The sequence below is a fragment of the Halopseudomonas sp. SMJS2 genome, from assembly GCF_029866945.1.
Classification (GTDB): Bacteria; Pseudomonadota; Gammaproteobacteria; order Pseudomonadales; family Pseudomonadaceae; genus Halopseudomonas; species Halopseudomonas bauzanensis.
In genome coordinates, this window is the sequence record NZ_CP123445.1 from 3,492,925 (window position 1) to 3,517,582 (window position 24,658).

17 protein-coding genes are annotated in these 24,658 nt (G+C 55.3%); 10 read left to right on the forward strand and 7 right to left on the reverse strand.

The window, feature by feature from the left end; translation table 11 throughout:
- Window positions 1-59: 59 nt before the first annotated feature.
- Window positions 60-878, reverse strand: coding sequence for a phosphate ABC transporter substrate-binding protein (locus QAO71_RS16355; protein ID WP_280164913.1), 819 nt, complete (start codon window positions 876-878; stop codon window positions 60-62).
- Window positions 879-1,173: 295 nt separating this feature from the next.
- On the opposite strand from QAO71_RS16355, the gene QAO71_RS16360 reads away from it, so the two are divergent.
- Window positions 1,174-1,566 carry an acyl-CoA thioesterase gene (locus QAO71_RS16360; protein WP_280164914.1) on the forward strand — a complete coding sequence of 131 codons (393 nt, stop codon included), beginning with the start codon at window positions 1,174-1,176 and terminating at the stop codon, window positions 1,564-1,566.
- Between the two features lie 70 nt (window positions 1,567-1,636).
- Here the strand turns inward: QAO71_RS16360 and QAO71_RS16365 are convergent, their stop codons facing one another.
- The 3 genes from QAO71_RS16365 to QAO71_RS16375 all read right to left on the reverse strand — a co-directional run bounded on the left by QAO71_RS16365 (window position 1,637) and on the right by QAO71_RS16375 (window position 3,840).
- Window positions 1,637-2,545, reverse strand: a complete 909-nt coding sequence (locus QAO71_RS16365) for a hypothetical protein (protein ID WP_036991760.1) — start codon at window positions 2,543-2,545, stop codon at window positions 1,637-1,639.
- A gap of 11 nt (window positions 2,546-2,556) precedes the next feature.
- A complete protein-coding gene (locus QAO71_RS16370) occupies window positions 2,557-3,534 on the reverse strand; it encodes a nitronate monooxygenase family protein (RefSeq protein ID WP_074778890.1) in 978 nt (325 codons plus the stop codon).
- Between the two features lie 171 nt (window positions 3,535-3,705).
- Window positions 3,706-3,840 carry an entericidin A/B family lipoprotein gene (locus QAO71_RS16375; protein ID WP_051611213.1) on the reverse strand — a complete coding sequence of 45 codons (135 nt, stop codon included), beginning with the start codon at window positions 3,838-3,840 and terminating at the stop codon, window positions 3,706-3,708.
- A 232-nt stretch (window positions 3,841-4,072) separates the two neighbouring features.
- Between QAO71_RS16375 and QAO71_RS16380 the strand changes: the two genes are divergently transcribed.
- From QAO71_RS16380 to QAO71_RS16390, 3 genes are all read left to right on the forward strand, one after another.
- Entirely contained in the window at window positions 4,073-5,302 is a 1,230-nt protein-coding gene (locus QAO71_RS16380) for an MFS transporter (protein ID WP_280164915.1), read from the forward strand.
- 48 nt (window positions 5,303-5,350) lie between these two features.
- Window positions 5,351-6,007, forward strand: coding sequence for a glutathione S-transferase (locus QAO71_RS16385; protein ID WP_280164916.1), 657 nt, complete (start codon window positions 5,351-5,353; stop codon window positions 6,005-6,007).
- An 826-nt stretch (window positions 6,008-6,833) separates the two neighbouring features.
- Window positions 6,834-8,840, forward strand: coding sequence for a carboxylesterase family protein (locus QAO71_RS16390; RefSeq protein ID WP_280164917.1), 2,007 nt, complete (start codon window positions 6,834-6,836; stop codon window positions 8,838-8,840).
- Between the two features lie 175 nt (window positions 8,841-9,015).
- Here QAO71_RS16390 and QAO71_RS16395 read toward each other — a convergent pair whose 3' ends face one another.
- Window positions 9,016-9,618: a DJ-1/PfpI family protein gene (locus QAO71_RS16395; protein ID WP_280164918.1), complete on the reverse strand. Its 603-nt coding sequence runs from the start codon at window positions 9,616-9,618 to the stop codon at window positions 9,016-9,018.
- Window positions 9,619-9,710: 92 nt separating this feature from the next.
- On the opposite strand from QAO71_RS16395, the gene QAO71_RS16400 reads away from it, so the two are divergent.
- Entirely contained in the window at window positions 9,711-11,045 is a 1,335-nt protein-coding gene (locus QAO71_RS16400) for a PLP-dependent aminotransferase family protein (protein ID WP_280164919.1), read from the forward strand.
- 75 nt (window positions 11,046-11,120) lie between these two features.
- Here QAO71_RS16400 and QAO71_RS16405 read toward each other — a convergent pair whose 3' ends face one another.
- A complete protein-coding gene (locus QAO71_RS16405) occupies window positions 11,121-12,290 on the reverse strand; it encodes a mandelate racemase/muconate lactonizing enzyme family protein (protein WP_280164920.1) in 1,170 nt (389 codons plus the stop codon).
- A gap of 98 nt (window positions 12,291-12,388) precedes the next feature.
- Between QAO71_RS16405 and QAO71_RS16410 the strand changes: the two genes are divergently transcribed.
- Window positions 12,389-13,267, forward strand: coding sequence for a LysR substrate-binding domain-containing protein (locus QAO71_RS16410; protein WP_280164921.1), 879 nt, complete (start codon window positions 12,389-12,391; stop codon window positions 13,265-13,267).
- A gap of 409 nt (window positions 13,268-13,676) precedes the next feature.
- Here the strand turns inward: QAO71_RS16410 and QAO71_RS16415 are convergent, their stop codons facing one another.
- A complete protein-coding gene (locus tag QAO71_RS16415) occupies window positions 13,677-13,955 on the reverse strand; it encodes a helix-turn-helix domain-containing protein (RefSeq protein WP_280164922.1) in 279 nt (92 codons plus the stop codon).
- 236 nt (window positions 13,956-14,191) lie between these two features.
- Between QAO71_RS16415 and avs3a the strand changes: the two genes are divergently transcribed.
- From avs3a to QAO71_RS16435, 4 genes are all read left to right on the forward strand, one after another.
- A complete protein-coding gene (avs3a, locus tag QAO71_RS16420; RefSeq protein ID WP_280164923.1) occupies window positions 14,192-20,470 on the forward strand; it encodes an AVAST type 3 anti-phage nuclease/ATPase Avs3a in 6,279 nt (2,092 codons plus the stop codon).
- Entirely contained in the window at window positions 20,397-21,152 is a 756-nt protein-coding gene (gene avs3b, locus QAO71_RS16425) for an AVAST type 3 anti-phage proein Avs3b (protein WP_280164924.1), read from the forward strand. Before avs3a ends, avs3b begins: the two co-directional genes overlap by 74 nt.
- Before the next feature lie 468 nt (window positions 21,153-21,620).
- Window positions 21,621-23,282, forward strand: coding sequence for a hypothetical protein (locus tag QAO71_RS16430; RefSeq protein WP_280164925.1), 1,662 nt, complete (start codon window positions 21,621-21,623; stop codon window positions 23,280-23,282).
- 149 nt (window positions 23,283-23,431) lie between these two features.
- Window positions 23,432-24,109, forward strand: coding sequence for a hypothetical protein (locus QAO71_RS16435; RefSeq protein WP_280164926.1), 678 nt, complete (start codon window positions 23,432-23,434; stop codon window positions 24,107-24,109).
- Window positions 24,110-24,658 lie beyond the last annotated feature (549 nt).

Sequence of the window (24,658 nt, forward strand, 5' to 3'; positions counted from 1 at the left end):
AGGCTTGAGCCTGGCGTTCTGTATTTCCGTAAAACGAATGGACCCTTGAGTCCTATCCCTTAGTACAGCGGCACGTAGCCGGTGGACTCAACTGCTTTCTGACCCTGCTCCGGGTGCAATACATAGTTGATGAACTTCAGGGTGTCGCCCTGCGGCCAGTTGTTGGTGAACACCCACAGGGTGCGGGCAACAGGCCAGCTACCATCGCGCACAGTGTCGTGACTCGGTACCACACCGTCCAGTGTCACCGGCTTCAGCTTGTCGTTCAGGTAACCGATACCAACATAACCGATCGCATTGCGGTTGGTAGTCACAGCCTGCGAGATGGCACCGTTGGATGGCAGCAGCTGAGTGGCAGGGCTTACACGGTCACCTTTCAATACCACGTCAACCCAGACACCGTAAGTGCCGGAAGAGGAATCGCGGGAGATGGATACGATACGACTGTCTTCACCGCCCACTTCGCTCCAGTTGGTGATCGAACCGTTATAGATGCCGCGCAGTTGCTCAGAGGTCAGTTCCTTGACCGGGTTTTCCGGGTGCACAACTGGAACGATACCGTCGGCCGCAACAGCGAAAGGTACGACGTAAACACCGTTTTCATGGGCTTGCTGGACTTCACTGTCCTTGATCCAGCGCGAGGACATGCCGATGTTGGTCATGCCATCGATTACCGCACGGATACCGTTACCGGAACCGGTACCAGCAACCGAGAAAGTGGTGTCCGGGTTGGCTTTGGTGTACGCCTCAGTGGTGGCCTGCATGATCGGCAGAACGGTGGTGGATCCATTGATGCTGAGCTGCTCAGCAAACACCGGGCTCGCCAACAAGGCGCATCCGGAAACGGCAACTGCTGCAAATTTCATCAAACGTTTCATTCCAGTCTCCTCAGACATAGCGTGAACTACTTTGGTCAGCAGCACTTTCCGACTTTCCCTTGGATCCGCCAGAAGCCCGCTTTTACAACTCCTTTCCAGGACAGGGGCCATTATGTCGACGCTTTATTTCAGGAATGTTTCAGTTTAGGAAAACCCGTTACTATTCTTGACAGCTCCATCAGCCCACGCCTTGCGGGCATTCCCGGATCACCGTAGTATCCCACCCTGCGATAATGGACCGCCCGCCTCCTCGGGCACGGCGGCACAATAACGACAACATCTCCCAGAGTAGTTCATGCAAGAACTCGATCAGAACCCAGTGCCCAGGGGTGAACTGGCACTTAAAATCACCGCATTGCCCCGCGACTGCAACAGCTTCGGCGACATCTATGGTGGATGGCTCGTCGGTCAGATGGATATGGCCGGTACCAGCAGCGCCTCACGTATCGCCCGCGGCCGGGTAGCCACCGTTGCCATCGACCGCATGGGCTTCATGGTGCCGGTACCGGTAGGCGCGCAACTCGCGTTTCACTGCCAGGTGCAGGATATCGGCCGCAGCTCGATCACCGTGCTGGTGGAGGTGTGGAGTGATGACCACACTCACGAAGAGAGCCGCAAGGTGACCGAGGCCACCTTCGTGTTCGTGGCCATCGATGACCGGGGACGAACTCGGGTTATTCCTTCCTGAGCAGAGCATTCACAGGATGCCGGCGCCCCGTCAGGTAACGGGTGCCGGATCCTGAAGCACTACTGCGGCCTCAAGCCTGGGGATAATCCGCGTAGGAATGCTTGAGCGTGGCGTGGTTGAGCAGCATCTCTGCCTTCAGCTGGCTGCCGTCGGCAGAATAGATGCGTGAGCGCACCCAGTACGACTCAGTACGCTTGCTTTCCGACAGCGCCACTACTTCCCGGCGGATCAGATAGTCCTCGCCCACCAACAGCGGCCCGTCGATCATGCGGATTTCCTGGTCGGCGAACAGGCCGATCACCGGCTGGCGCACCGGGAAAGCCGCCTGCTTGCTGCTGTATTCCGCCAGCACACTGACCATCTCCAACGGAATGATCGGCCGGCCCCAGGGGGACACGTCGGCCTGTGAATACCAGGGCGAATTTTCGGTAATACGCTCCAGCTTCTGGTTCAGCGAAAAGGGATACAGCTCACCCATGTGCTGATCGGCGTCCATGCGTACCCGCTCTTCCTCTGCTCCGGTCATACCCACCTGCAGATCGGCCAGAATCACCAGCCGCTCCGGCGGGCGCAGCCTGGCCATACGCTCATCCAGCAGGCTCGGGCCCGCATCACCAATACTCGCACTGGCTTCCAGCACCGGCGTACCATCGGCCTTCTCAGCCCAGCAACGTACGCGGGTCGCGCCCGGCGCCGGACGCTCGACAAAGGCGCGTACTTGCTCGCCCTCCACCACCATGTTCTGGAAGTGCGCCGAAAAACAGCCGCGCTCGAACCAGTCCTGCCCCCAGATCTCCACCAGCAGCGGTGTGAACTGACTGAAATGGGTTGGCCCTTCGATAGGGCCAGCGCGGAAGCCGAGCTTTTCGGCCATATCGTCATCATGGATAGAGGTATGGCCACTGTATTGCTGATCAGCCAGCATCTGTTTTGGCTCGCGCAGCGGGCCGCACAGGTAAAGCGGGGTATCGAAACTCATGTGTCGTCTCCTCAACCGTTGAGCATGGCGCTGAGGCGCTCACGAATAATGCCTTCGGCCTCGGCCATGATGCGGTCGACCAGTTGCTGCACCGTCGGCACATCGCGGATCAGCCCCGCCACCATGCCGCAAGACCAGGCGCCCGCATCCATTTCGCCGGTCTTCATGATGCGCGGATAGACGCCGGCCACTTCCTCGACAATATCCTCGAACTTGATCGAGGTGCCCAGGCGCTGTTCTTTCTCAAGCAGGCGCTCGACCGCAGCGTTGTTCATCACCCGCTCGGTATTGCGCAGCGGGCGCATGACCAGCCGGGTATCCAGCTCGCTGGCTGCCACAATGGCCTGCTTCACGTTCTCGTGTACCGGTGCTTCCTGGGTGGCGATAAAGCGCGTACCCATGTTCATGCCGTCGGCACCCAGCGCCAGCGCAGCGGCCAGCGAACGACCATCGGCCATACCGCCGGAAGCAACAAAGGGGATTTTCAATTCTTCGGCAGCACGCGGCAGCAGGATGAAGTTGGGGATATCATCCTCACCCGGATGCCCGCCGCATTCAAAACCATCCACACTCACCGCATCGCAGCCAATGGCCTCGGCCTTCAGCGCATGGCGCACCGCGGTGCACTTGTGGATAACCTTGATGCCGTTTTCCTTGAGGATCGGCAGCCACTTCTGTGGATTGTTACCGGCGGTTTCCACCACCTTGACGCCACCTTCGATGATGGCCTTGATGTAACCAGGATAATCCGGCTGATTCACCGATGGCAAAAAGGTCAGGTTGACGCCGAATGCCTTGTCGGTCATCTCACGGCAGCGGCGAATCTCCGCGGCCAGCGCTTCGGGGTTCGGCTGAGTCAGCGCAGTGATCATGCCCAGCCCGCCGGCATTGGCTACCGCCGCTGCAAGTTCGGCATAACCGACGTGGTGCATGCCGCCCTGGATGATGGGATGCTCGATACCGAAGAGTTCTGTGATTCTGGTTTTCATGGCTACCTACCGAGTCGAGTTGGCAGCACGCCACGGGCGTGCCTCTGACAATAACGACTGAGTTTAGGCGGGCCGACGTAGCTCGGGCAAACACGAGATTGAAGGGGTATTCAGGAGGTTTATGGATGACTCAGTACCGGCCACCCAAACGAGTGGCCTGGTGTTTTGGTGTTACCTGTCCGAGGCAGAATCTTCCAATGCCTCGCCGCCTCTCTGGATATCCCTGCCTGCGCCTTCCATGGTGTTACAGCCGGCCATGAACAGAACCATCATTCCGAGCAATACTGATTTCAGTGTCAGACTCATAATTTGACTCCAGCATTATTATTGAGCACCAGTCACGCGCCGGGGGCAGCGTGGGTCAGGCTGAATGGAGCGCAGCCACAATTATGGACAGCGAAGGGGCGAAGCTGGTTCATATAGGGTTTGCTGGGGCTTGTCTCAATCGGCCACCATAGCGGAAAGCTGGTACCCTGAGCCGCTGCGAAGCGTCAGACAATAAGAGAACACCATGTCCCAGAATGCCGATCGCCCTAACATGATCCTGACCGTGCTGTGCGGCACCCTCACCTCCCTCGTGGTGATCGGGTTCGCCCGCCTGGCCTACGGCATCATCCTGCCGGCGATGCGCGCGGACCTTGGCCTGTCCTACCAGCAGGCCGGGATTCTCAGCACGGTTACCGCCCTGTGCTACGTCTGCTTTGTCCTGGCCGGCGGCCTGGCTGCGGCCCGCTGGGGAGCGAAGGCCTCCGTCATGTTCGGCATGCTCACGGTCACGGTAGGGTTCCTGGGCCTGGCTATCGCCACCCACTTCTGGCTGGTGATGTTTCTTATGGGGTTACTGGGGTTTGGTACCGCCTTTGCGTTCGCGCCAATGGTGGCGCTGCTGGCGACCTGGTTTCCCGAGCAGCGCGGGTTGGTCATCGGCTACATGTCCAGTGGTGTCGGCATCAGTGTCCTGCTGACCGGTGTCCTCGTGCCCATTCTGTTCGACGTGTTTGGCGAACAGGGCTGGCGGGTCAGCTGGGGCATGTTTGCCGCCTCCGCCCTGTTTGTCACCGTCATGATCGGTCTGTTTGTACGCAATCCACCCAAGGCCACAACCAGCGCTGCCGGCCAGTTGCCGTCGGAAGTGAAGTGGCGGATCTACCGCAACCCCCGGGTACTGATCGTGGCCACCACCTACGGCATCATCGGCCTGGGTTATATCGTCCAGACGGTGTTCATGGTCAGCTTCATGGTCGAAAGCGGCCACACTGAAGCCATTGCAGGACGGTTTATGGCGATGATGGGCCTGCTGTCCATCGCCGGCGGACCCTTGTGGGGATGGCTGTCTGACCGCTGGGGCCGGGGTAACGCACTGGCCATGTGCATGTTCCTGGTGCTCATAGCCGTGGCGCTACCCATTACCGGGCAGACCCTGCCCCACTTCTTCTTGCACTTCCTGGTGATGGGCGCCTCGGTCAACGGCTTGTTCGCGATGATCCAGACCAGCGCGACAGACCAGGTGGCCCCCCGCTACATCCCTATCGCATTCAGTTTTGCGACCGTGTTCTTCGCATTCGGCCAATTCCTCGGGCCGGCCGTCGGCGGTTGGCTGATCGAAAATACCGGCGGCTTCACCGCGGCTTTCAGTTTTACCTTCCTGGTGCTGTCGGTCGGGTTTGGTCTGACATTATTAATCCGCCGCTTCCCCAATGAATGGGCGGTCGGGGAGCCGAAGGCGGTGCCGATCCAACTTTCTGAAGGCCGGGGAGCAGCGAAATGACCAACGGAGTCCCGGCGTCCACCGGCGGCGTTAGTTAGGAAGTACATTATGTCCGGCTCACTACCTCGCTTGTACTCCTTCCGCCGCTGCCCTTACGCAATGCGCGCCCGACTCGGCCTCCTGTTTGCCGAGCTGAAAGTAGAATTGCGGGAAGTAGTACTGAAAAACAAGCCGGCGCAGATGCTGGCTATCAGCCCCAAAGGCACTGTTCCTGTTCTGGAACTTGCGGAGGATGACAGCTCTGAGAGACTCGTTATCGAGGAAAGCAGGCAAATAGTGGAATGGGCACTGCGACAGAACGATCCAAAAGGTCTATTGAACATCGATTTAGTAAGCGCTAATACCCTGATCGACCAGAACGATAACGAATTCAAACATTGGTTGGATCGCTACAAATACGTCGATCGCCATCCAGAGTTAACCCAGTCAGAGTATCGGCAGCAGGGCGAGGTGTTCTTGCAGGTGTTAGAACAGTTGCTCGCTAAAAACAAGTATCTGCTGGGAAGCAATATCAGCATCGCTGATATCGGCATCATGCCTTTTGTACGCCAGTTCGCCCATGTAGATCAGGAGGTGTTTTACAGCCTGCCCTATCCGAATCTACAGCAATGGCTGAGGGATTGGCTGGAACACCCAGTCTTTCAGCACGTCATGATCAAGTTCCAACCCTGGCAGGAAGGCCATGAAATAGTGGTGTTTCCATAGGGCGGCAAGCAAACTCGAGCCCAGCGTTTCAGGGTCTGATCCAAGGCCCTGGCAGTATCTGTTCCGTTCGGCACCTTTTCCCACTGGGCCAACATCCATTTATGCAGTGCATCAGCAACGGGCCTGGCATGTTTATTCCTCATGATTCAGCGCTGCTCTGACGTGAGCTCGCTGGCTTCCAGCTCGACCTGGTACAACAACTTGATGTACTCCAGTACCTACTCGGCCAGCACGCTCTGATTGACCGCGTGCAGATCGGCCTCTTACGAGGGGGCGCCTTTGGCCGGCAGCAGTAGGTCACGAACGGCCGAAACCGGCCAAGAGCAGCCGTTGGCAGAGATCTGCTCTCGGTCAGTGAGAGCTATGGAAAAATGCAATCGGCGATAGCTCCGGTACATTCCTGGCACTGCTGACCGCCGAGTTATGGGAACTGGGCAAATGTATTTACGGTATGAATACCCGCTTATCTAATGCAGGTTATGGCGTTCGTTCAATACTGCGGTGTGTCCCAAGTTTCGAATGGCAGACATTAGCCATCTTTCCCCACTTCCCCATAGCGGGCTCCTCTCATCCTGAATAAATTCAGGCGCTTCGATGCTTTGGTTCTTCCGCGCGTGTTCCCAACGACCGGTCAATACCCCATAGGCTAAACGTGACCTATGAGTCGCAGTCGCGCTTTATCTGCATTTACCGTTTCGTCACGCACTCGTTCAACGACCCCTTCTGCCTCTTGCCCGGCGCTGGCGCTGGTTGCGAGCCCGCCTATGATCTTTTAGTTAGGCATACAAGTACGAGTCCGGCTTACAACAACAACTGAGGGTGTCGTATGGCTACGCAAGACCAGCGGTATCGAAAATCAAGTTCATCTCTTTCCTTCATAACGTTTGGGGCTTTGGCAGTAATTAGTCTGAGCGGCTGCTTCGGCGGAGGCAGCAGTAGCGACGATGACGTTGCTGAAGATCATGCCCCCAGTCCGGTCCTGGTCGGGGTGTTCACCGACAGCCCGGTGGAAGGCCTGGCCTACCGAACGGAAACTCAGCAAGGTACGACCGACCAGGACGGATCATTCAGCTACCGGAGTGGAGAAACCATCAGCTTCCATCTGGGCGATCTGCAGCTCGGAAGCGCCCGCGCTGAGGAGCGGATGAGCCCACTGAGTTTGGCCGATGGGTCCGACATCAGCTCCGATCTCGTGACGAATATGCTCGTCCTGCTCCAGAGTCTTGATCAAGACCGCAAACTCAACAACGGTATTCAGATTTCGCCTGCGATAGCTGATGCAGTGTCGGTCTGGGCCGACTCCATTGTGCTCGATCAGGACCCGGCGAGCTTCGCCAGTAGCGCGCCAGTGCAATCTCTGCTCGCCGAGCTGAACGCGGCACAGCCGGCCGTATTTACCGAAAGTGATCCCCGCCCAAGAAAGCTGCGCAGCGCTGCGGATTCTCGCGCGCATCTGGAGCGCTCATTAAGCGAACGGCGGACGGTGGCCACCAGGCATGGCGAGGTCGCGGGATTCTCTGTCGATGAGCAGGCATGGGCTTGGTACGGCATTCCGTATGCAGAGCCGCCGGTAGGTGATCTGCGCTGGAAACCTCCCGTCACCCTGAGCGGCTGGGACGGCGTACGGGAGGCTACAGACTGGGCCGATCAATGCGCTCAGCCTTCCTATCTTGAGGTTTACGGCAAAGGCAGCATGAGCGAAGACTGCCTTTACCTGAACGTGGTGGTGCCCAAAGGGTTCGAAGGGGAAAAGCTACCTGTCATGGTTTGGCTACACGGAGGCGGCTACGCGATTTTGACCGCCAACAGTCTGTCCTATAACCATAGTGCGTTGCCCAGTGAAGGGGTGATCGTCGTCACGGTGAACCATCGCCTGGGTGCCTTCGGCTACATGGCACACCCCGAGCTCACTGCGGAATCGGAGCGTCAGTCGTCTGGTAACTATTCCCAGATTGATCAGATCGCGGCGTTGCAATGGGTGCGCGACAATATCGGTCAATTCGGTGGAGACCCCGGCAATGTAACGGTCTTCGGGCAGTCCGGCGGCGGCTTGAAGACCATTTCGCTGCTTAACTCACCGTTGGCTGAAGGGCTCTTTCACAAAGCGATCATCATGAGCGCCGCTCCTGCGCCGGAAGATAAGATTCGCCCCATTTACGCCTCACTTGCCGATGAAGAGGCTGGCGGCATCGCGCTATCAGAGAAGCTCGGTCTGCAGAATGAGGAAAACGTGATCGCTGCCATGCGGGGAGTGCCATGGATGGATCTGGCCAGCGTGGCCAACACGTTCGGCGTCGACTATTTCAAGCCGAACGTTGATAACTGGTACGTGACATCTGACATACGCGACAACGGCTTTCACAATGATGTCCCGATCATGCTCGGGATGACCCAGGACGACTCGACGTTCGTGGCGCCCGGGATGAGATGGTATCTGCCCTTTCTGAAGAGCTCTCAGGATTCCGATGTTTATGCCTATGTTTATGATCATGTCCCGGAAAACTGGGCCAACCGTGGAGTCGGCGCTTACCACGGCATTGATTTGGCCTCGGTATTCGGATATCCAGACACCTATTACAGCCACTATGTACTGGGACTCACTGGTCTTCCCAACGCTACTCCGGATAACTATGCCGACAATCAGCCAGGTTGGGGCCCAGTGGACCAATCGGTTGCCAATGACAGCATGGCGTTGTGGGCACAGTTCGCCAAGACAGGCAGCCCCGCGACAACGGATATAGCTTGGCCGGTATACACCAATGAAGGCGAAGAGTTTTTGTTGATGGATTACGACATGAACTGGCGCCAGGGGTTACTCGGCTATTTGCCGTGATCAAGCAGGGGGGCAGATGCGGGCACCCCTCCCAGGCAGCCTCTACCGCCTGGGAAAAGACCGAATCGACGAAAAGGTCGCGTTTCAGGCTAAGGACCACGAACAGGTGATCGCCGGCCTGAAGCGCGCATATGCGGGACTCCGTTTCGTTATCGCCTGGAAAGCGATGCAGACATCATTGTGAGAGGTACGGCGTAATGTGCTGCAGTGCGTTGGTAACGTAGGCTTCTTTCTCGCCGACAGGTGCAACGTAGTGAAGTGCCGAGGCAGCGGCTTCAACCCCTTCGGTACGGGCAATGATCCAAGCTGCCAGATAGGACGAGGCGAGACAGCCGCCTGCCGTCGCCAGGTTGCCACGGGCATAGAAAGGCTGATTCAGAACGTCCACCCCAGCCTCCTGCACCCATGGTTTGCTGATCAGGTCGGTGCAAGCTGGCACGTTACCAAGCAGGCCTAGTTTGGCCAGGATCAAGGTGCCGGAACATTGGGCAGCAATCAGTTGGCGATTTGGGTCGAGTGTCAGACGGCTCATCAGCTCAGGACTATCGACGATCTCGCGTGTCAGCATACCGCTGCCGACAATCACGGCGTCGGCCAAGCGAGCGTCTTCAAGTGAGGACTGGGCTCGAACCGTGACGCCATTCATGGACGTGACCTCTGGCTCAGGGCAGCACAGGCTGACACGCCAATCGGGCTGCTTGATTCGGTTAAGGACGCCCAATGCAATCAAGGAGTCGAGTTCGTTGAAGCCCTGAAAGGTCAGAATCGCGATGTGCATGTGGGTTCTCCTTGTGCAAAGCCGATTGCGAGGGGGAAATCCTATGGCTGATAATCAGTACAATCAAATTATTGTCATGGATACATTTCCATATGCCCCGCGCCCGCTACAAACACCTGGTGGATGCTTTCGCTGCCGATATCCGTTCAGGCGCCTTGTCACCCGGCACGCGTTTGCCTACCCATCGACAGCTTGCGGCCAGGGAAGGGGTTGCCCTGGTCACGGCTTCGCGGGTCTATGCCGAGTTGGAGGCGATGGGCTTGGTCAGCGGGGAAACCGGCCGTGGTACCTTCGTCAGAGAAACAGCGCTGCCCCCCGGTCTAGGTATTGACCAGCCGGTGACGGCTGCGGGCATGGCTGATCTCAACTTCAATCACCCTTCGCTCCCTGGTCATGCAGAGTTACTGCGAGGGGCTCTGCGCCAACTGGCATCTGCGGGCGATCTGGAGGCACTGCTGCGTTACCAGCCCCATGCAGGTCGCCAGCATGAACGAGCCATTGTGGCGCGCCACCTGGCATGCCGTGGTCTGTCGGTTGAAGCCAGTGAAGTGTTGATCGTGAGTGGGGCACAGCATGGTCTGGCCGCTACGGTCATGGCATTGCTGCAGCCGGGTGATGTGGTCGCGGTGGATACGCTGACCTATCCCGGGTTCAAGGTCCTCGCTGAGGCGCATCGATTGGAGCTGGCCCCCATTCCCGCGTCAGACCAGGGGCCTGATCTGGACGCACTGGAGCGCCTGTGCCGGAGCAGACGTGTGCGCGCCGTGTACGCTATGCCAACGCTGCACAATCCGCTGGGTTGGGTGATGAGCCTGCAACAGCGAGAGCAATTGGTCTCGATTGCCCGCAAGCACGGGCTGCTGATTATCGAGGATGCAGCCTATGCGTTCCTTGCTGAAGACCCGCCTGCTCCGCTGGCATTCCTTGCGCCAGAGATAACGGTATACGTCTCAGGGCTTTCCAAGAGCATGGCGACCGGGCTTCGTGTCGGATTTGTCACCGCGCCTACGCACTGGGTACCCATGATCGAGCGCGCCATCAGGGCTACCACCTGGAACACGCCGGGCGTCATGACAGCCATTGCCTGTGGATGGATCGAAGATGGGACCGTTGCGCGCCTGGAAACGGAGAAGCGCCGCGACGCAATGAGCCGGCAAGCGCTGGCCCGAAAGGTGCTCAGCGGCCTTCAGTATCTCGGCCATCCGGCGTCCTATTTCCTCTGGCTGCCCATGCCGGAAGAGGTACGAGCCGATCAGGTAGCCATGGCGCTGTTGCGCTCCAATATCTCCGTATCCACGGCTGAGCCGTTCGCCGTGTCCGAGCATGTACCCCATGCGATACGCTTGGCGCTCGGCTCAGTCGGGCTGGATGTGCTTCAGGTGGCGCTCAAGGAAGTACAGCGGGTAATAGCCGATCTTTCATATTGAATCCACGCACAATTTTGAACGATCTGCGCGCCTGGGGCTGCGGCCCCCTTCAAGATGACCGCAGCCAGAAGCTGATCAGCCTTCGCCCAACTCACGCATGACGGCATACAAGGCGGACTTGGCTTCGAAGCCGACGCCGGGGATATCAGGTAAGCCGACATAGCTGTTCTCTACACGGATGCCGTCAGCGAAGCCGCCGAAGGGCTGGAATACATCCGGGTACGACTCGTTACCCCCCAGGTGCAGACCTGCTGCGATGTTCAGGGACATCTGGTGACCGCCGTGGGGGACTACGCGACGGGACGACCAACCCATCTCTTCCATCACCTTCAAGGTGCGCATGTACTCCACGAGGCCGTAGGACAAGGCACAGTCGAACTGTAGGTAGTCGCGATCGGGGCGCATACCGCCGTGGCGCAGCAAGTTGCGAGCATCCTGGTGGGAGAACAGGTTCTCGCCGGTAGCCATCGGCAGTTCATAGTGATTCGCCAGTTCGGCCTGCAGTGCGTAGTCCAATGGGTCGCCAACCTCTTCGTACCAGAACAGGTTGTACTTTTTGATGGCCTCAGCGTAGGCAATGCCTGTCTGCAGGTCGAAACGGCCATTGGCATCGACGGCGAGGCGACGACCGTCACCAACCACTTCAAGTACCGCTTCGATGCGACGGATATCTTCATCCAGGGGCACCGCACCAATTTTCATTTTGACGACGTCGTAACCACGATCCAGATAGCTCTGCATTTCCGCCTTGAGTTTGGATTGGTCTTTGCCTGGGTAGTAGTAGCCGCCCGCTGCGTAGACCCAGACCTTGTCATCGGCCACGCCATTACGGTAACGGTCAGCCAACAGACGATACAGGGGCTTGCCTGCAATTTTGGCCACGGCATCCCATACAGCCATGTCGATGGTGCCCACTGCGACAGAGCGCTCGCCATGTCCACCTGGCTTTTCGTTGGTCATCAGGGTTTTCCAGATGGCGAACGGGTCCAGGTTGTTGTTCTCATGATCGATGAGCGTTTCTGGATCAGCTTCCGCGATACGCGCCAGGAAACGGTCGCGCATGAGGGCGCCTTGCCCATAGCGGCCATTGGAGTTGAAACCGTAACCAATGACAGGCTTGCCATCGCGGATCACATCGGTGACAACAGCGACAACCGAACAGGTCATCTTGGAGAAGTCGATGTAGGCGTTGGCAATGGGCGAGGCAATGGAAACTGTTTTTTCACGGATGTCGACGATGCGCATGCTGGGCTCCTCTGTTGTAGATGGCCCAACAGTATTCTTTGCGATGAAGCCTGCCCAATGCTATTAATGCTTCACCCTATGCACAGGAGGCATGGCCAGTGGAACTCGTATGGCTAGAAGACTTATCCGCCCTTGCGGAGTACGGCAGTTTTGTTCGCGCCGCTGAAGCACGGCACGTAACTCAGCCTGCATTTAGCCGTAGAGTGCGCTCCCTGGAGAATTGGATGGGGGTACAACTGTTCATCCGGACTCATCAAGGTGCGACGCTGACCGAAGCGGGAAGACAGATTCTGCCAAGCGCTCAGGAGGCTGCGAGACGCCTGTATCGGATGCGTACTGAAGCTCAGGAAGTAGCGGGTATGACCGCTAGAACACTGAACTTTGCAGCGACACACTCCCTGTCGTTTACATTTTTCCCGAGCTGGCTCAGGAACACCGAAAACGGGGCGCCAATCGAGGCGGTACAACTGCATTCAGACAGCATGGCTGTTTGTGAGCAGATGCTGATACACGGCCAGATTCAGTTCATGCTCTCCCACCGCCACCCCGATGTTCCGCCATTACTGGCACCTGATCAGTTCACCAGCAAGAAGGTGGGTGAAGATGTGCTTGTTCCGCTGGCGTGCGTTTCGGCCAACTTCGGCACATCACCAGCGGCCTTGCCTTACCTTGCTTACACCCATGAGTCGGGACTAGGCCGCATCGTTGCTCACCGGCTCCATGGCAAAGCGGATTACCTTCACCTGAAACCACGGTTCAGTAGCCATTTGGCAGCGGTGTTAATGTCCATGGCTTTGGAGGGCAAGGGGGTTGCGTGGTTACCTGCGAGCCTCACCGAACAGGAAGTGGCAGATGGACGACTGGTCAGGGCGCTCGACGATAGCTGGGATATCCCGCTGGAGATTCATCTCACTCGGCCGACTGCGCCGATTAGTCCGTCTGCCGAGGCGTTTTGGTTCAGGTTGGGAGGTTGTTGAGTGTTATTAGCGCAAGTGGGGTCTGAGTCGCCCCAATCACTCAAGGTGCGTTACAAGGAAACCAGATGACTATACAGCAGGCAATAACACGTTCCCGAGTCCAGCGGGGCGTCGGCGGGATACTCCTATTTGGCGGTGCACTCTTCTACTTTGTCATAAATGTACCTGCCCCCTTTTCTGTACGGTGATGGTAAACGATCAATTGAAGGATCGAACTGATTTGTTTGCTCGATCAACGCTGGTGGGGATTGAGGGGAGCGAGATTGTGTTGCCTGAGCGATTTATACCTGATGGTGGGTTGTTTAGGTGGCATCGGGAGAATGTGTTTCTTGGATAAACGGTGGGGCCGGTATCGACCGGAAGTGGCCTGTCCCGACAGTCCGGTTGGGGATAAAGAAGAGTCGTCTGGTCAATGCTCGATGCATACCTCGTGGGAAGAGGACCCGGCGGTGACTCGGTGCTGCTCACGCCACAACGAGGGTGCCACGCCGTGGTGGTTTTTGAACGCACGGGAGAAGGCCGCCAGGTCGTTGTAGCACAGGGCATCCGCCAAGCGTGTGAGGTCCATGGCAGAGGCATGGAGGTGCCACCTGGCGAGCTGCATTTTCACTTCCAGTACCAACGGCTTGAAACTCAGGCCCTCGGCCAACAGGCGACGCTGCAACGTGCGCGGATGCATGCCGAGCAACTGGGCGATTGACTACATTTATGCCTCTACATTCAATGCTGGTAGGCCTGAACCGACACTTATCAAAAATGCACCGAGTTAGCTCTCGCAACATAATAGTTGAAGCGGCAGCACCTAGGTCGAGCGATGATTGTCTACTTGTGCCTACTGCCCCGGTATGGCAAAACGGAGGATCGGCGCCTTGGATCAAACCTGATCCAGATGCGTACCGCGCTCCGATTCAAGGAAGGGTTTGAATGTCCGACAGCATGCTCGTTCGCGCAAGTCGTGATGGTGATCAGTTTCATTATCTATGGGCGGCTCGGCGCTCGCTTAAACTGCTAACGCCGCATCATGGGCTGGTGGCAATCACCATCGAAGGAGCGTCGACCGATGAGCTCCAAGATGCCGGCCCTGTTGAGGCTGGTGAAGAGATAATTGATATAGCGGAGTACTTTGGTAGCGCAACCATCGAGCAGGCAACACTTGTTCGATACATGCAGCTGAAACATTCGACGCTGCACGAGCATGAGGCATGGTCTCCGAGCGGATTAGAGAAAACGATAAAAGGGTTTGCCAAGCGCTATGTAAACCTTTGCCAGGAGCTCCCTAATGAACCGCTCCCACAAAAGCTGGAGTTTTGGTTTGTAACCAATCGTCCGATCAGCAAGGATTTTACCGAGGCGATTGAGGATGCGGCGGCGCAACGGGAGCCTCGTCATCCGGGTAACCTCACTAAGCTAGAGAAATTCACTTCTCTTGACGGTCTTGAGCTAGCGACTTTTTGTTCAATGCTCAAGCTTGAAGGGCGTGAAGACAATTACTGGCACCAGCGAAACATCCTCTCTCAAGAAGTCTCCGGATACCTGCCGGGTCTCGACGTTGATGCGCCGATGCGCCTCAAAGAGCTTGTCTCACGCAAAGCGCTTTCTGAAAATGCGGACAATCCGAAAATAAGCAAAATCGACGTGCTTCGCGCCTTACAGACAAGCGAAAACGACCTATTCCCGGCACCGTGTTTAATTCAGCAGATCAGCGACGCTCTTCCTCGTGCGCAAGAATCGGAACTCATTAGCTCGATTCTTGGCGCGGCCGGGAGACCAGTGATCATTCATGCCGACGCTGGCGTTGGGAAGTCGATTTTCTCTACACGTATAGGTCTCTGCTTACCTTCTGATTCAGTGAGCATCCTTTATGACTGCTTCGGAAACGGCCAATACAGAAGTGCGACGGGATATCGCCACCGCCACCGTACGGCTTTGGTTCAGATCGTAAACGAACTCTCAAACCTTGCACTCTGTCACCCGCTCATTCCTAGTCAAAACGCCGACGCATCAGCTTACATGCGCGCGTTCATTCATCGCCTTTCACAAGCCATCGCTGTGTTGCGTGCGCGAAATTCCAGCGCGGTACTTTGTATCGTGGTGGATGCTGCGGACAATGCGCAGATGGCAGCGGAGGAAATAGGTGAGGCTCGTTCCTTCGTACGTGATCTTTTGCGCGAAAAATTGCCCGAAGGAGCAAATGTCGTCGCGCTTTGTCGTCCTTATCGACAGTCGCTGCTTGATCCTCCCCCAGGCTCGTTGTCGCTTGAGTTGAGTCCGTTCACTCGGGCCGAGACGGAGGATCATTTGCGCCGACATTTTCCGAATGCTAGCGAGCGCGATGTTGATGAGTTTCATCGGCTCAGTTCGCACAATCCCCGCGTCCAAGCGTTGGCGCTATCTAGTGAGGCTTCTCTTCCTGAAACTCTTCGCATTCTTGGGCCGAACCCAACAACTGTGGAGGGCACGATCCACGATATGTTGGAAAGGTCTATCGCCGTACTGCGAGATGCAGCTGGACCATTGGCACACACACAAATTGATTTGATTTGTGCGGGACTCGCTGCACTTCGTCCTTTGATACCGATTTCCGTATTGGCATCAATGTCCAACGTGAGTCCAGCAGCGATTACGAGTTTCGCGCTGGATCTTGGACGTCCTCTCCTCGTCAATGGGGATACGATCCAATTTTACGATGAGCCCGCAGAGTCTTGGTTTCGGAAGAGATTTCGGCCGGATGCCGATAACATTGGGGGATTCATAACGCGCTTAAAAGCGCTGAGCTCCGGCAACGTGTATGTGGCATCTGCGTTGCCTCAATTGATGCTAGAAGCCGGCCATTTTTCTGAGCTGGTTGAACTTGCGCTTACTTCCGAAGGGCTCCCCGATACTAATCCGGTAGAGCGGCGAGATGTCGAACTTCAACGCCTTCAGTTTGCATTTAAAGCTAGCTTGCGGCTCAAGCGCTACTCAGATGCTGCCAAGCTTGCGCTCAAGGCTGGCGGCGAAAGTGCTGGGAATGATCGACAGCGCAGGCTTTTGCAGGATAACGCCGACCTAGCATCGGCATTCATGGATAAAAATGGTGTTCAAGAGCTCGTCTCGCGCCGAACATTTGGTTCCGGTTGGGTTGGCTCTCATCACGTCTATGAGTCCGCAGTTCTTTCAGGGCATCCAGAGCTAATTGGCGAAGCTCGCAGTCGGCTTCGTATGGCAGAAGAGTGGCTTCAGAACTGGAACAAGTTGGCGCCAGAGGAGCGAGCTCGAGAGGACGTATCTCACGAAGATCGTGCTGTGACGGCTATGGCTACACTCAATATCCAAGGCGCTAAAGAAGCTGCGCGCAGCCTTAGGAGATGGAGGCCTCGTGACCTTTCCTACAGCGCCGGACTCATCTTGGCCCGACGTTTTTTGGAGCACGGGCGATATCCCGAGCTGGCGCAATTAGTAATCGCCGCTGGTAATGATCTGGGGCTCGTTCTTGCCATCGTGGAAGAGGCGCGAAATATCCATCACCTCCTTCCAAAGGAAGCGGTGATGCGAGGATTCAAGCTTCTATCCTCTACGCGGATCAAAGTGAAGGGTTCGAACCCCGGATCCAAACCGGCCCTCGGCGCTGTCATGGCAATGGTTGAGACTGCCTACCTCCATGGTCTTTGCGACCATCAAGTAGGTCTAGCGATTCTCCAGCACTATCTCCCACAGACGCCTCCACATGGGGTTTCTTCCCGTTACATGAGGGAGCGTCCGATCTACATTCGCGCATACGTGTTACGTGCAGCTCTGTCTGGGAAAACCTTAGAGCTCGTGGATGTTGCCACCCCAGAGCTGCAGAAGGAGCTGTTGGCGACCAAACAGCACTCTGAGTCGCAGGAACTCAGAGAGTTTCGTGAGGACATGGGAGCTTTGCTCCCATGGTTCAATTTGTGGGCGCGGGTGTTTCTCGGCCAAGTGCCGGTCGCGCAGCTGCCCCAATTAATTGGGGCATCCAGAAGCGCTTCTGAAAAGGCGGAGGGCTTCAGGTACCGCGAAGAGTCCTATACGGCAAACGAGATTGCTGCCATTTGGATCGATACACTTCTAGATGCTGGTGGGGCTGACAAACAGGCAATACAGGAAATCCTGAATTGGTCAAAGTCGCTGAAGCGCCAGCTCTATACCCCGACACTGAACCGGCTAAGTCAACTTTGCTCACGCGTAAATGGTGCAGAGGACTTGGCGTTTGAGATGGCTGAGATCTCGTTTACGCTGCTCAGTGACGAGCGATCCGATGCCCAGAGCAAGGCCGAGGGTTACGTCGAGATAGCAAGATCCATTCTTGCTATCAGCCCGTCTGAAGCGGAGGCCTACTTTGAGAAGGCTGTCGAGGTCGCAAGCAAGATAGGCGATGAGAACCTGGCTCGCTGGGATGCGCTTATTGATTTGGCGAATCGCGCAGCAAGTCCTCGAAGGTCTTCGCCCGAAGTTGCTTATAAATTTTCGCGCTGTGCAGAAGTCACTTGGGACTATGTAGCGCGCGATAAACACTTTGCATGGCGAGCGACTGTCAATGCTCTTGTTGGGCTCTGTCCCTCCTCCTCGCTGGCGATTATGAGCAGGTGGCGTGATCGGCGTTTCGGGGACGACGGTAGGGTGTTAACCCTGATAATGGCGGCGCTCCAGGAGCGAGAAGAAATACTTCCGCCGGATGTCCTGCCTTTGCTCTGCTTCGACGCAGACTGGGATGAAGACAACCTTATCGAGACTGCGCTTTCATCTTTCGGCGACACAATCTACAAAGCTAAGGCGTTTCAATTTATCTACCGCTCCATGGCGCTCAGAACACAGAGCGCAGCGAAGTGGTGGCGACTGAAGTCGCTTGCTACGTCCGCTGGTGTGAATTTGCCGGGGTTAGAATCACGTATAAGCACGAGTAACGCCAAGGAATTATTGGAAAAGAAAACCTCTATTTCGAGTTGGGACACCGATGCTGTAGACCCACACAATTGGGACTCAGTGTTTGCTGGATGTGATCTATCAACATCGGAAGGCATCCACACCGCTCATCAGCGCTTCAGAGCCGGTGACTCTCCTTTTTACTCAAACGTGTTTTTTAGCAAAGCGATTGAGCGAGTTCAGGTGGGGAGAGAAGTCGAGTTTTTTAGTGCGTTCGAGGGCGTCAGTGAGTTTGATCTGCACCACCTTCGAAGTTTTCTCGAAGCTTTTCCGCCTAGATGGAGGTCTAGGCTTGGTATCCGCAGATCTCTCGGTGTGCTGCTGAAGAGCTTCTGTCGCCGATTTTGTATGGAGATCAAGCGGAACCGATACTTTGAGGTATTGCCGTTCCAGATAGCGAGTGACCTTGCCGGCATTTGCGAAGAGGAATTGCTCGACGAGGTTCTTGTTGGAGTCAGCGAGTCTACTGAGCTTGCTGGGCCAGACAGGCTTTTTAGTCTAGCTGGAATGATGTCAACCAAATTGACTGAAGATGAGGCGCTCGATGTTCTCTCGTATGGTTTGGATTTATTTAACATGTTCCTGGAGGACAAGGATGGAGACGGCCAGTGGACGCTTGGGCTTGCTCCGCCATCTGCGGTGGAAGACGCTCTAGCTGGATACATTTGGGCAGGGCTGGCCTCGCCGGTAGTGGCCATACGGTGGGATGCAGCGCATGTTGTAGTTGCGCTTTGCGCGCTGGATCGTACACGCCTCATTGAGGGGCTGATAAACCATGCGCTGGTAAATACAACGGTCCCATTCGGTGATGGCCGGTTTGTTTTCTATAATTTGCATGCCCAACAATGGCTGTTGATTGCCTTAGCCCGCGCATCGCTCGATCATGGTGCAGCACTCGTTCCGCACTTGGATTATTTGCTGAAGAATGCAAGCGTTGAGCAGCCTCATGTGCTTATTCGCTTGTTCGCAGCGAGAGCCATATTAGCACTCAGTGGGCAGGGACTTATCGATGTTCCACCTGAGACACTACGGGTACTAAACGCTATCAATGTTTCACCGTTTGAAGCGATTGAGAGTGATTTTCCAAGCAGGCGAGCTTCCCGAAAAGCAGTTGAATCTCACACAGACAAGCTGGCGGAGAACGACAGGTACTTTTTCGGAATTGATTTTGGTCCGCATTGGTTAGCATCGCTCGGACAAACCTTTGGCATGTCACAAGCCGAGGTGGAACTTGAAACAATTAAGGTGATTCGCGTTGATCTAGGCAGCACGGGATCGAATCGTTGGGATGAAGACGAAAGGAGCAAGCTACGTCTGTATCAATATGAAGATACGCACCATAGCCATGGATCTTATCCGCGGGTAGATGACTACGAGTTCTATCTTTCCTACCATGCAATGATGATCACGGCAGGGCGGCTTCTCGCAGAAAAACCTATGATCAAGAGCTCGAACGAATGGGAAGAGGATCAGTTCTCTGACTGGATTAGACGTCACGACATTTCACGTTCAGATGGTAGGTGGTTGGCAGATCGACGCGATCCCCAGCCATTGGACCGCTCAACCAGACTATCTGATGAGAACAATGCGGAATGGCTAGGATCCATTTCGAGCGAAGACTTTGAACGAGCGCTTCATCCCACAGCAGGTTTTGTGGCTGTTTGGGGGCACTGGTCCAACTTGGACGCAGGTAGGGACGAATCCATTTCAATTCATACTGCCTTAGTATCTCGCAGCACTTCCCTGTCACTTCTTCGTGCGCTACAGACTACGACAGACTCGCATGACTACCGAATTCCTCCTGCAGGTGATGACCTACAAATTGACTCGGGTTACTTTCAATTAAAAGGTTGGGTTGTCGACAGTCCTGAAGATTACGGTATAGACGCGAGTGACCGTTGGGCTGGTGGTATAGGATTCCCTGCGCCGGAGCCCGCTCCTTTCATCGTAGATTTAATGGGATTGTCCACAGATGTGGACCGCCGAACCTGGGTGGGTTCCCTTAATCTGGAAACCATACTGCGGTCGGAGGCATGGGGGCACTACGCGGAAAGAAATAGCTCGGAACAGCCGAATGGGCGAAGGCTTGAGGCGTCCAGTTCATTTGTTACTGAGCTGCTAAGTGCAACAGAAATGGATTTAATAGTTGAGGTTGAGATTAGGCGGCGATCCCTTCATATAAAATACGGAAATAGAGGTGAGGATGAACTCCAAGACGTTCCCCAAAGCACCAGAATCTTTGTTGTCACATGTGACGGAAAAATCCGAGGGCTATAACGCGATCCTCGCTATTGGCAAAAAACTGGTTGCCGAACTCGACCTCGACAATTCCGTAGATACACTTGCTCGCTGGATGGCGCATCATGTCGCCGAGCTCATGCACGCGGCGTATGACGCTGTAGGTGATGACCGTATTGAAAAGCAGGTGCGTGTACGCGATGCTATTTTGGCAATCTGGGCGCATCGTTCCGATCTGCCGATAAACGGGCGACCATTGGACGGTTTCGAGCCGATTTTGAGAACTCTTACTAGTCTTGACCCAGAAAATCAGTTCGCTCGATATAGTTCGCTAACGCGTATGCCACATGACAAAAGCGATGAGTCCGAAGAAACTCGACAATGGCTTCTTTTAGCTAACAGTCTAGATCAAGCTTCGAAGGTTCTAATCGATTTTTGCTTGAGTGCTGCTGCAGAGACGGCGATAGATCAATCGAGAGAGTGGGTCGAGATCGCAAAGGAAGCAGATCTCGATGATAGCGTCGATTTTATTCTGATAAAGCTGCTTGAGGAACGGAGCGACTTGATGAAAGGGGCTGAACCTAATGCTAAGCAGCGGCGTGCTCTTTTGGACCGAAAAAATAAGCTTGAAATAATCATTTCAAGCGCTGTGATGCTAAGGGGCCAGTTAGATGCCCGTCTAGATAGTCTGCCTCCCATAGAAGATGAGGCAGAGGAGTAGCGTGCAGCTTAAAGGTAATACTTAGCACTTGGCTAGGTAAAAAACAGCCATTAAATGATCCGAATGCGACTGCCAGGCTGTAACAGGTCCACTTCAGACTAAAACATGTCGGTTGTGACGGAGCGCTATTGGTCGAAACCTGACGGTTGCGACCGTCGGCTGACGGCCAGAAGCAGCCCCTCAGGACCACCTGTCCGCTTAGCAAAAGCGGCTTCGCCGAAGCTGGCCAGTGGTTTATGAGTGTCTAGAATACTCGGGACGATTCAAACCATGTGATCCGCAAGGCTTGACTGGCTACGGCGAAAATTGCAGGGTGATTTCGCTCATTGTGACATTTTTCCCAAAAAACCGGTTTTGCCTGCTTGGAAGGCCCGATTTTCCTGTGTCGTATAACGGGCGCCAATAAGGTATCGGACCTTGTTTACAAGGAGTATAAATAGCGCTGTGTGACACAAGGCGAAAACGACTATGACCAACACTGCTCTTACCGACCTCCTGAAGCAAAATGGCCCCATGCTTAGCAGCGATTTATCCAAGTTGCTTGAGACAAAGTATGGATTGAATGCTGAGGCAGCCCGGAAACGGGTCGAGCGGGGCAGCCTTGGCGTGAACCGGCTCAACCACATCATCTTCCCGCATCGGGCACGCTTCATTTATCTTCAGGGAGATTATGGATCTCCATATTTCTTCGACAAGCTGATGGCAGCTTTAAAGAAGACAAGGAGCACATACTTTGCGGCGTTAAAGGCTTTGGAGCTTCGGGGCAACATGATGCCTCGAGCACATTTTCTGATCGCCTGCGGCGCGCCCGTTGCTCAGAAAAAGCACATTTCCGCAGAAAGTTTGCTGGAGAGACTGATAAAAGCGACCCTCGTGAAGGAGGTGTTAGTACCAGGTGGGGAACTGTGCGTGGTGAGATGCGATCAGCAACAAATGTTAGATGTGCCATCTGTTTGGGCGAAGATGAAAGGTCGTCTCATCGCTGAAAAGGTGGCACTGCTGGCGGTCAGGGACTGGTCTCGAAATTTGGGGATGGTCAGCTACGACACCGTGGAAACGCGAGAAGATGAGGGCCTGGAAGCATTACCTAAGGTCGGAACGTTCAATTGGGACTTAGCCGGTCCTTCCTATCTGTTTCCGATGCGAGAGTATATTGAGGGCACTTTGAAACCAGGCTTCTTTGTCTGCGATCTCGCGCTCAATGGCATCGTTGGCGTTGATCAACTGGCAGGCTTCGTAAACAAATGCGTCACGTTGCGTAGCCTCAAGAAGGTGGGTAAATGCCTTCAGGTATTCGTCGCTGAAAGGTACTCCGATGAGGCATTCGACCTCCTCAGGGAGAAAGGCATCATACCGGCGACTACCGAAAGTCTTTTTGGTCGCGATGTGGCGCAGGCGCTGAAAAGTCTCTGTACGGTGCTAACCGACACAGCGAAGCTCACCCAGAATTCGGATGCCCTGGACAAGATCTTTAACGACCTCTCTCGGATTGACGGCGCCGCATCAACGTTGCGTGGCAGCTTATTCGAGTTCGCAGTCGCCCAAATCGCAAGGTCCACATTCCTAGGGTATTCCCAAGAGATGAACCGGATCGTCAAAGACAGCATCGGAGCGGAGGCCGAGATCGACGTTTTGGCGCAACGGTCTAATCACGAAGTCGTTTTTATCGAATGCAAAGGCATACACCCGATTAGCACGTTGGGGGATGACGAAGTAGAGAAATGGCTAAGCAGGCGCATTCCAGTAATCAGGGGATTCGTAAAAACACATACGGAATGGGCGAGCACCGCTCACCGATTCGAGCTATGGACCAGCGGCAAGCTCTCTGAAGCTACCCTCGCACTGGTCAATGTCGCGCAGGCGAAGAACCCGAAACTCGATATCCAGATACGTGACGCCGACTACGTGCTTGCTCAAGCCGTGGCCAGTAAAGACGTAGGCTTATTGAAGACCTACAAGCAGCATTTCGTAACGCACCCTATGCGAGAGTTTGAGGAAGCTCAGAAGCGCGAGCAGCGCAAGGCGGAGAAGGCAAGGGCCAGGTTAAATAGACCATCAGTAAAGGCTCCGCCACCTCCGCCTTTAACTCCCCACGCATCGGGTGCATACCAAGAATTCATTAATCCCTAGTCACCGAAGCGGCGAGCGACTCCGTCTACTCTTTCAGCGAGGTGTAGAAATGTCCAAACCCCAGGTTCGCATACAGATGTGGAAGCCATACAGGGAGTTTCTGATCCAGCAGCACCGTTTCTACGTAAACGAAGCCAACACCCGACCTAATGAGCCAGTTCGACAACATCAATGCAGATGCCGATAAGGCAGCAGAGGCATGGCTTGAGCGTCGGAGCGAGCTTTTTGACCCTGATCGGGATGATGAAGGCGCAATCTATGAGGAAGCCGAAGGCGTTGCCATCGAGTTCTATCGACAATTGGATGAAATGCGGGAGCAAACCAGCCTCAGCGTCGTGGCCGGGATGTTCCATGCCTGGGAAAAGAATCTCAAAAAATGGATAACAGATGAACTGCGTCGGTGGGGGCTCGGTTCCCGTGCAGTTGAGGCGGTGTGGGCGGCAGACTTTCCGAAGATAATGGAACTACTAGTGAGTCTAGGCTGGCCGATACAGGGCCAAAGCTACTTGGCAGTCCTGAATCAATGCCGCTGTGTCGTCAACGTCTTCAAGCATGGGGATGGAAAATCCCTTGCTGAGTTAAAGCGTGATTTCCCGAAATACCTGATTGCCCCCATCAATCCGAAGTTCAACCTGCCAGCTACGGAGATCGAATGGCTGAACCACAGCCATTTGCAGGTGACAGAGGCTCAGGTCCAAGAATTCTCCGAGGCTACTATTGAATTCTGGAAGGATGTTCCTGAAAACCTTTACGAACAGGAGGTGGGCGAACTGCCGTCTTGGCTCATGAAAGCTGTTGATCAGGACCGTAAAGCCAGAAACGGTTAAACGATGCGGATTACGCTCGATGCCTGCTCGTAACCCGCTGGTGCACGTGCAGGTCGAAGCGGCTTCGCTGAAGCAGGCCAGGTGGAATTAGGCGTGCTTACCGCCGTCTTTGTCCAACGCCCGGGTCGAAAGCAGCCAGTAGTGAATGACTGCTTTTGGCCGATTCTGTTGAAAAAGTCGGTTTTTCCAGGTCGCCCGCATACTGCCCGTTAAAAACCCCTTTTTTGCGCGTAGCTATGCGAAATCTGAGCCCGAAATCTTCTGTTCAAAGCAAAGATTTCAAACTTAAGCGCGTACTTTTTTGCCGTAGAAACCATGGCCGACTTTTTCAACAGAATCGGCCGATAGCAGCCCCCCAACGCTCACCCAAGAAACACATTCTCCCGATGCCACCTAACCAACCCACCCGGCACAAACCGCTCAGGTAGCGCAATCTCACTTCCCTCAATCCCCACTAGCGCCGACCCAGCAAATGAGTCTGCATGAATCTTCAGTTGATCGCTCACTATCACCGTAAACTCATCCGATAACGCAATAAGCCCTTAGCCG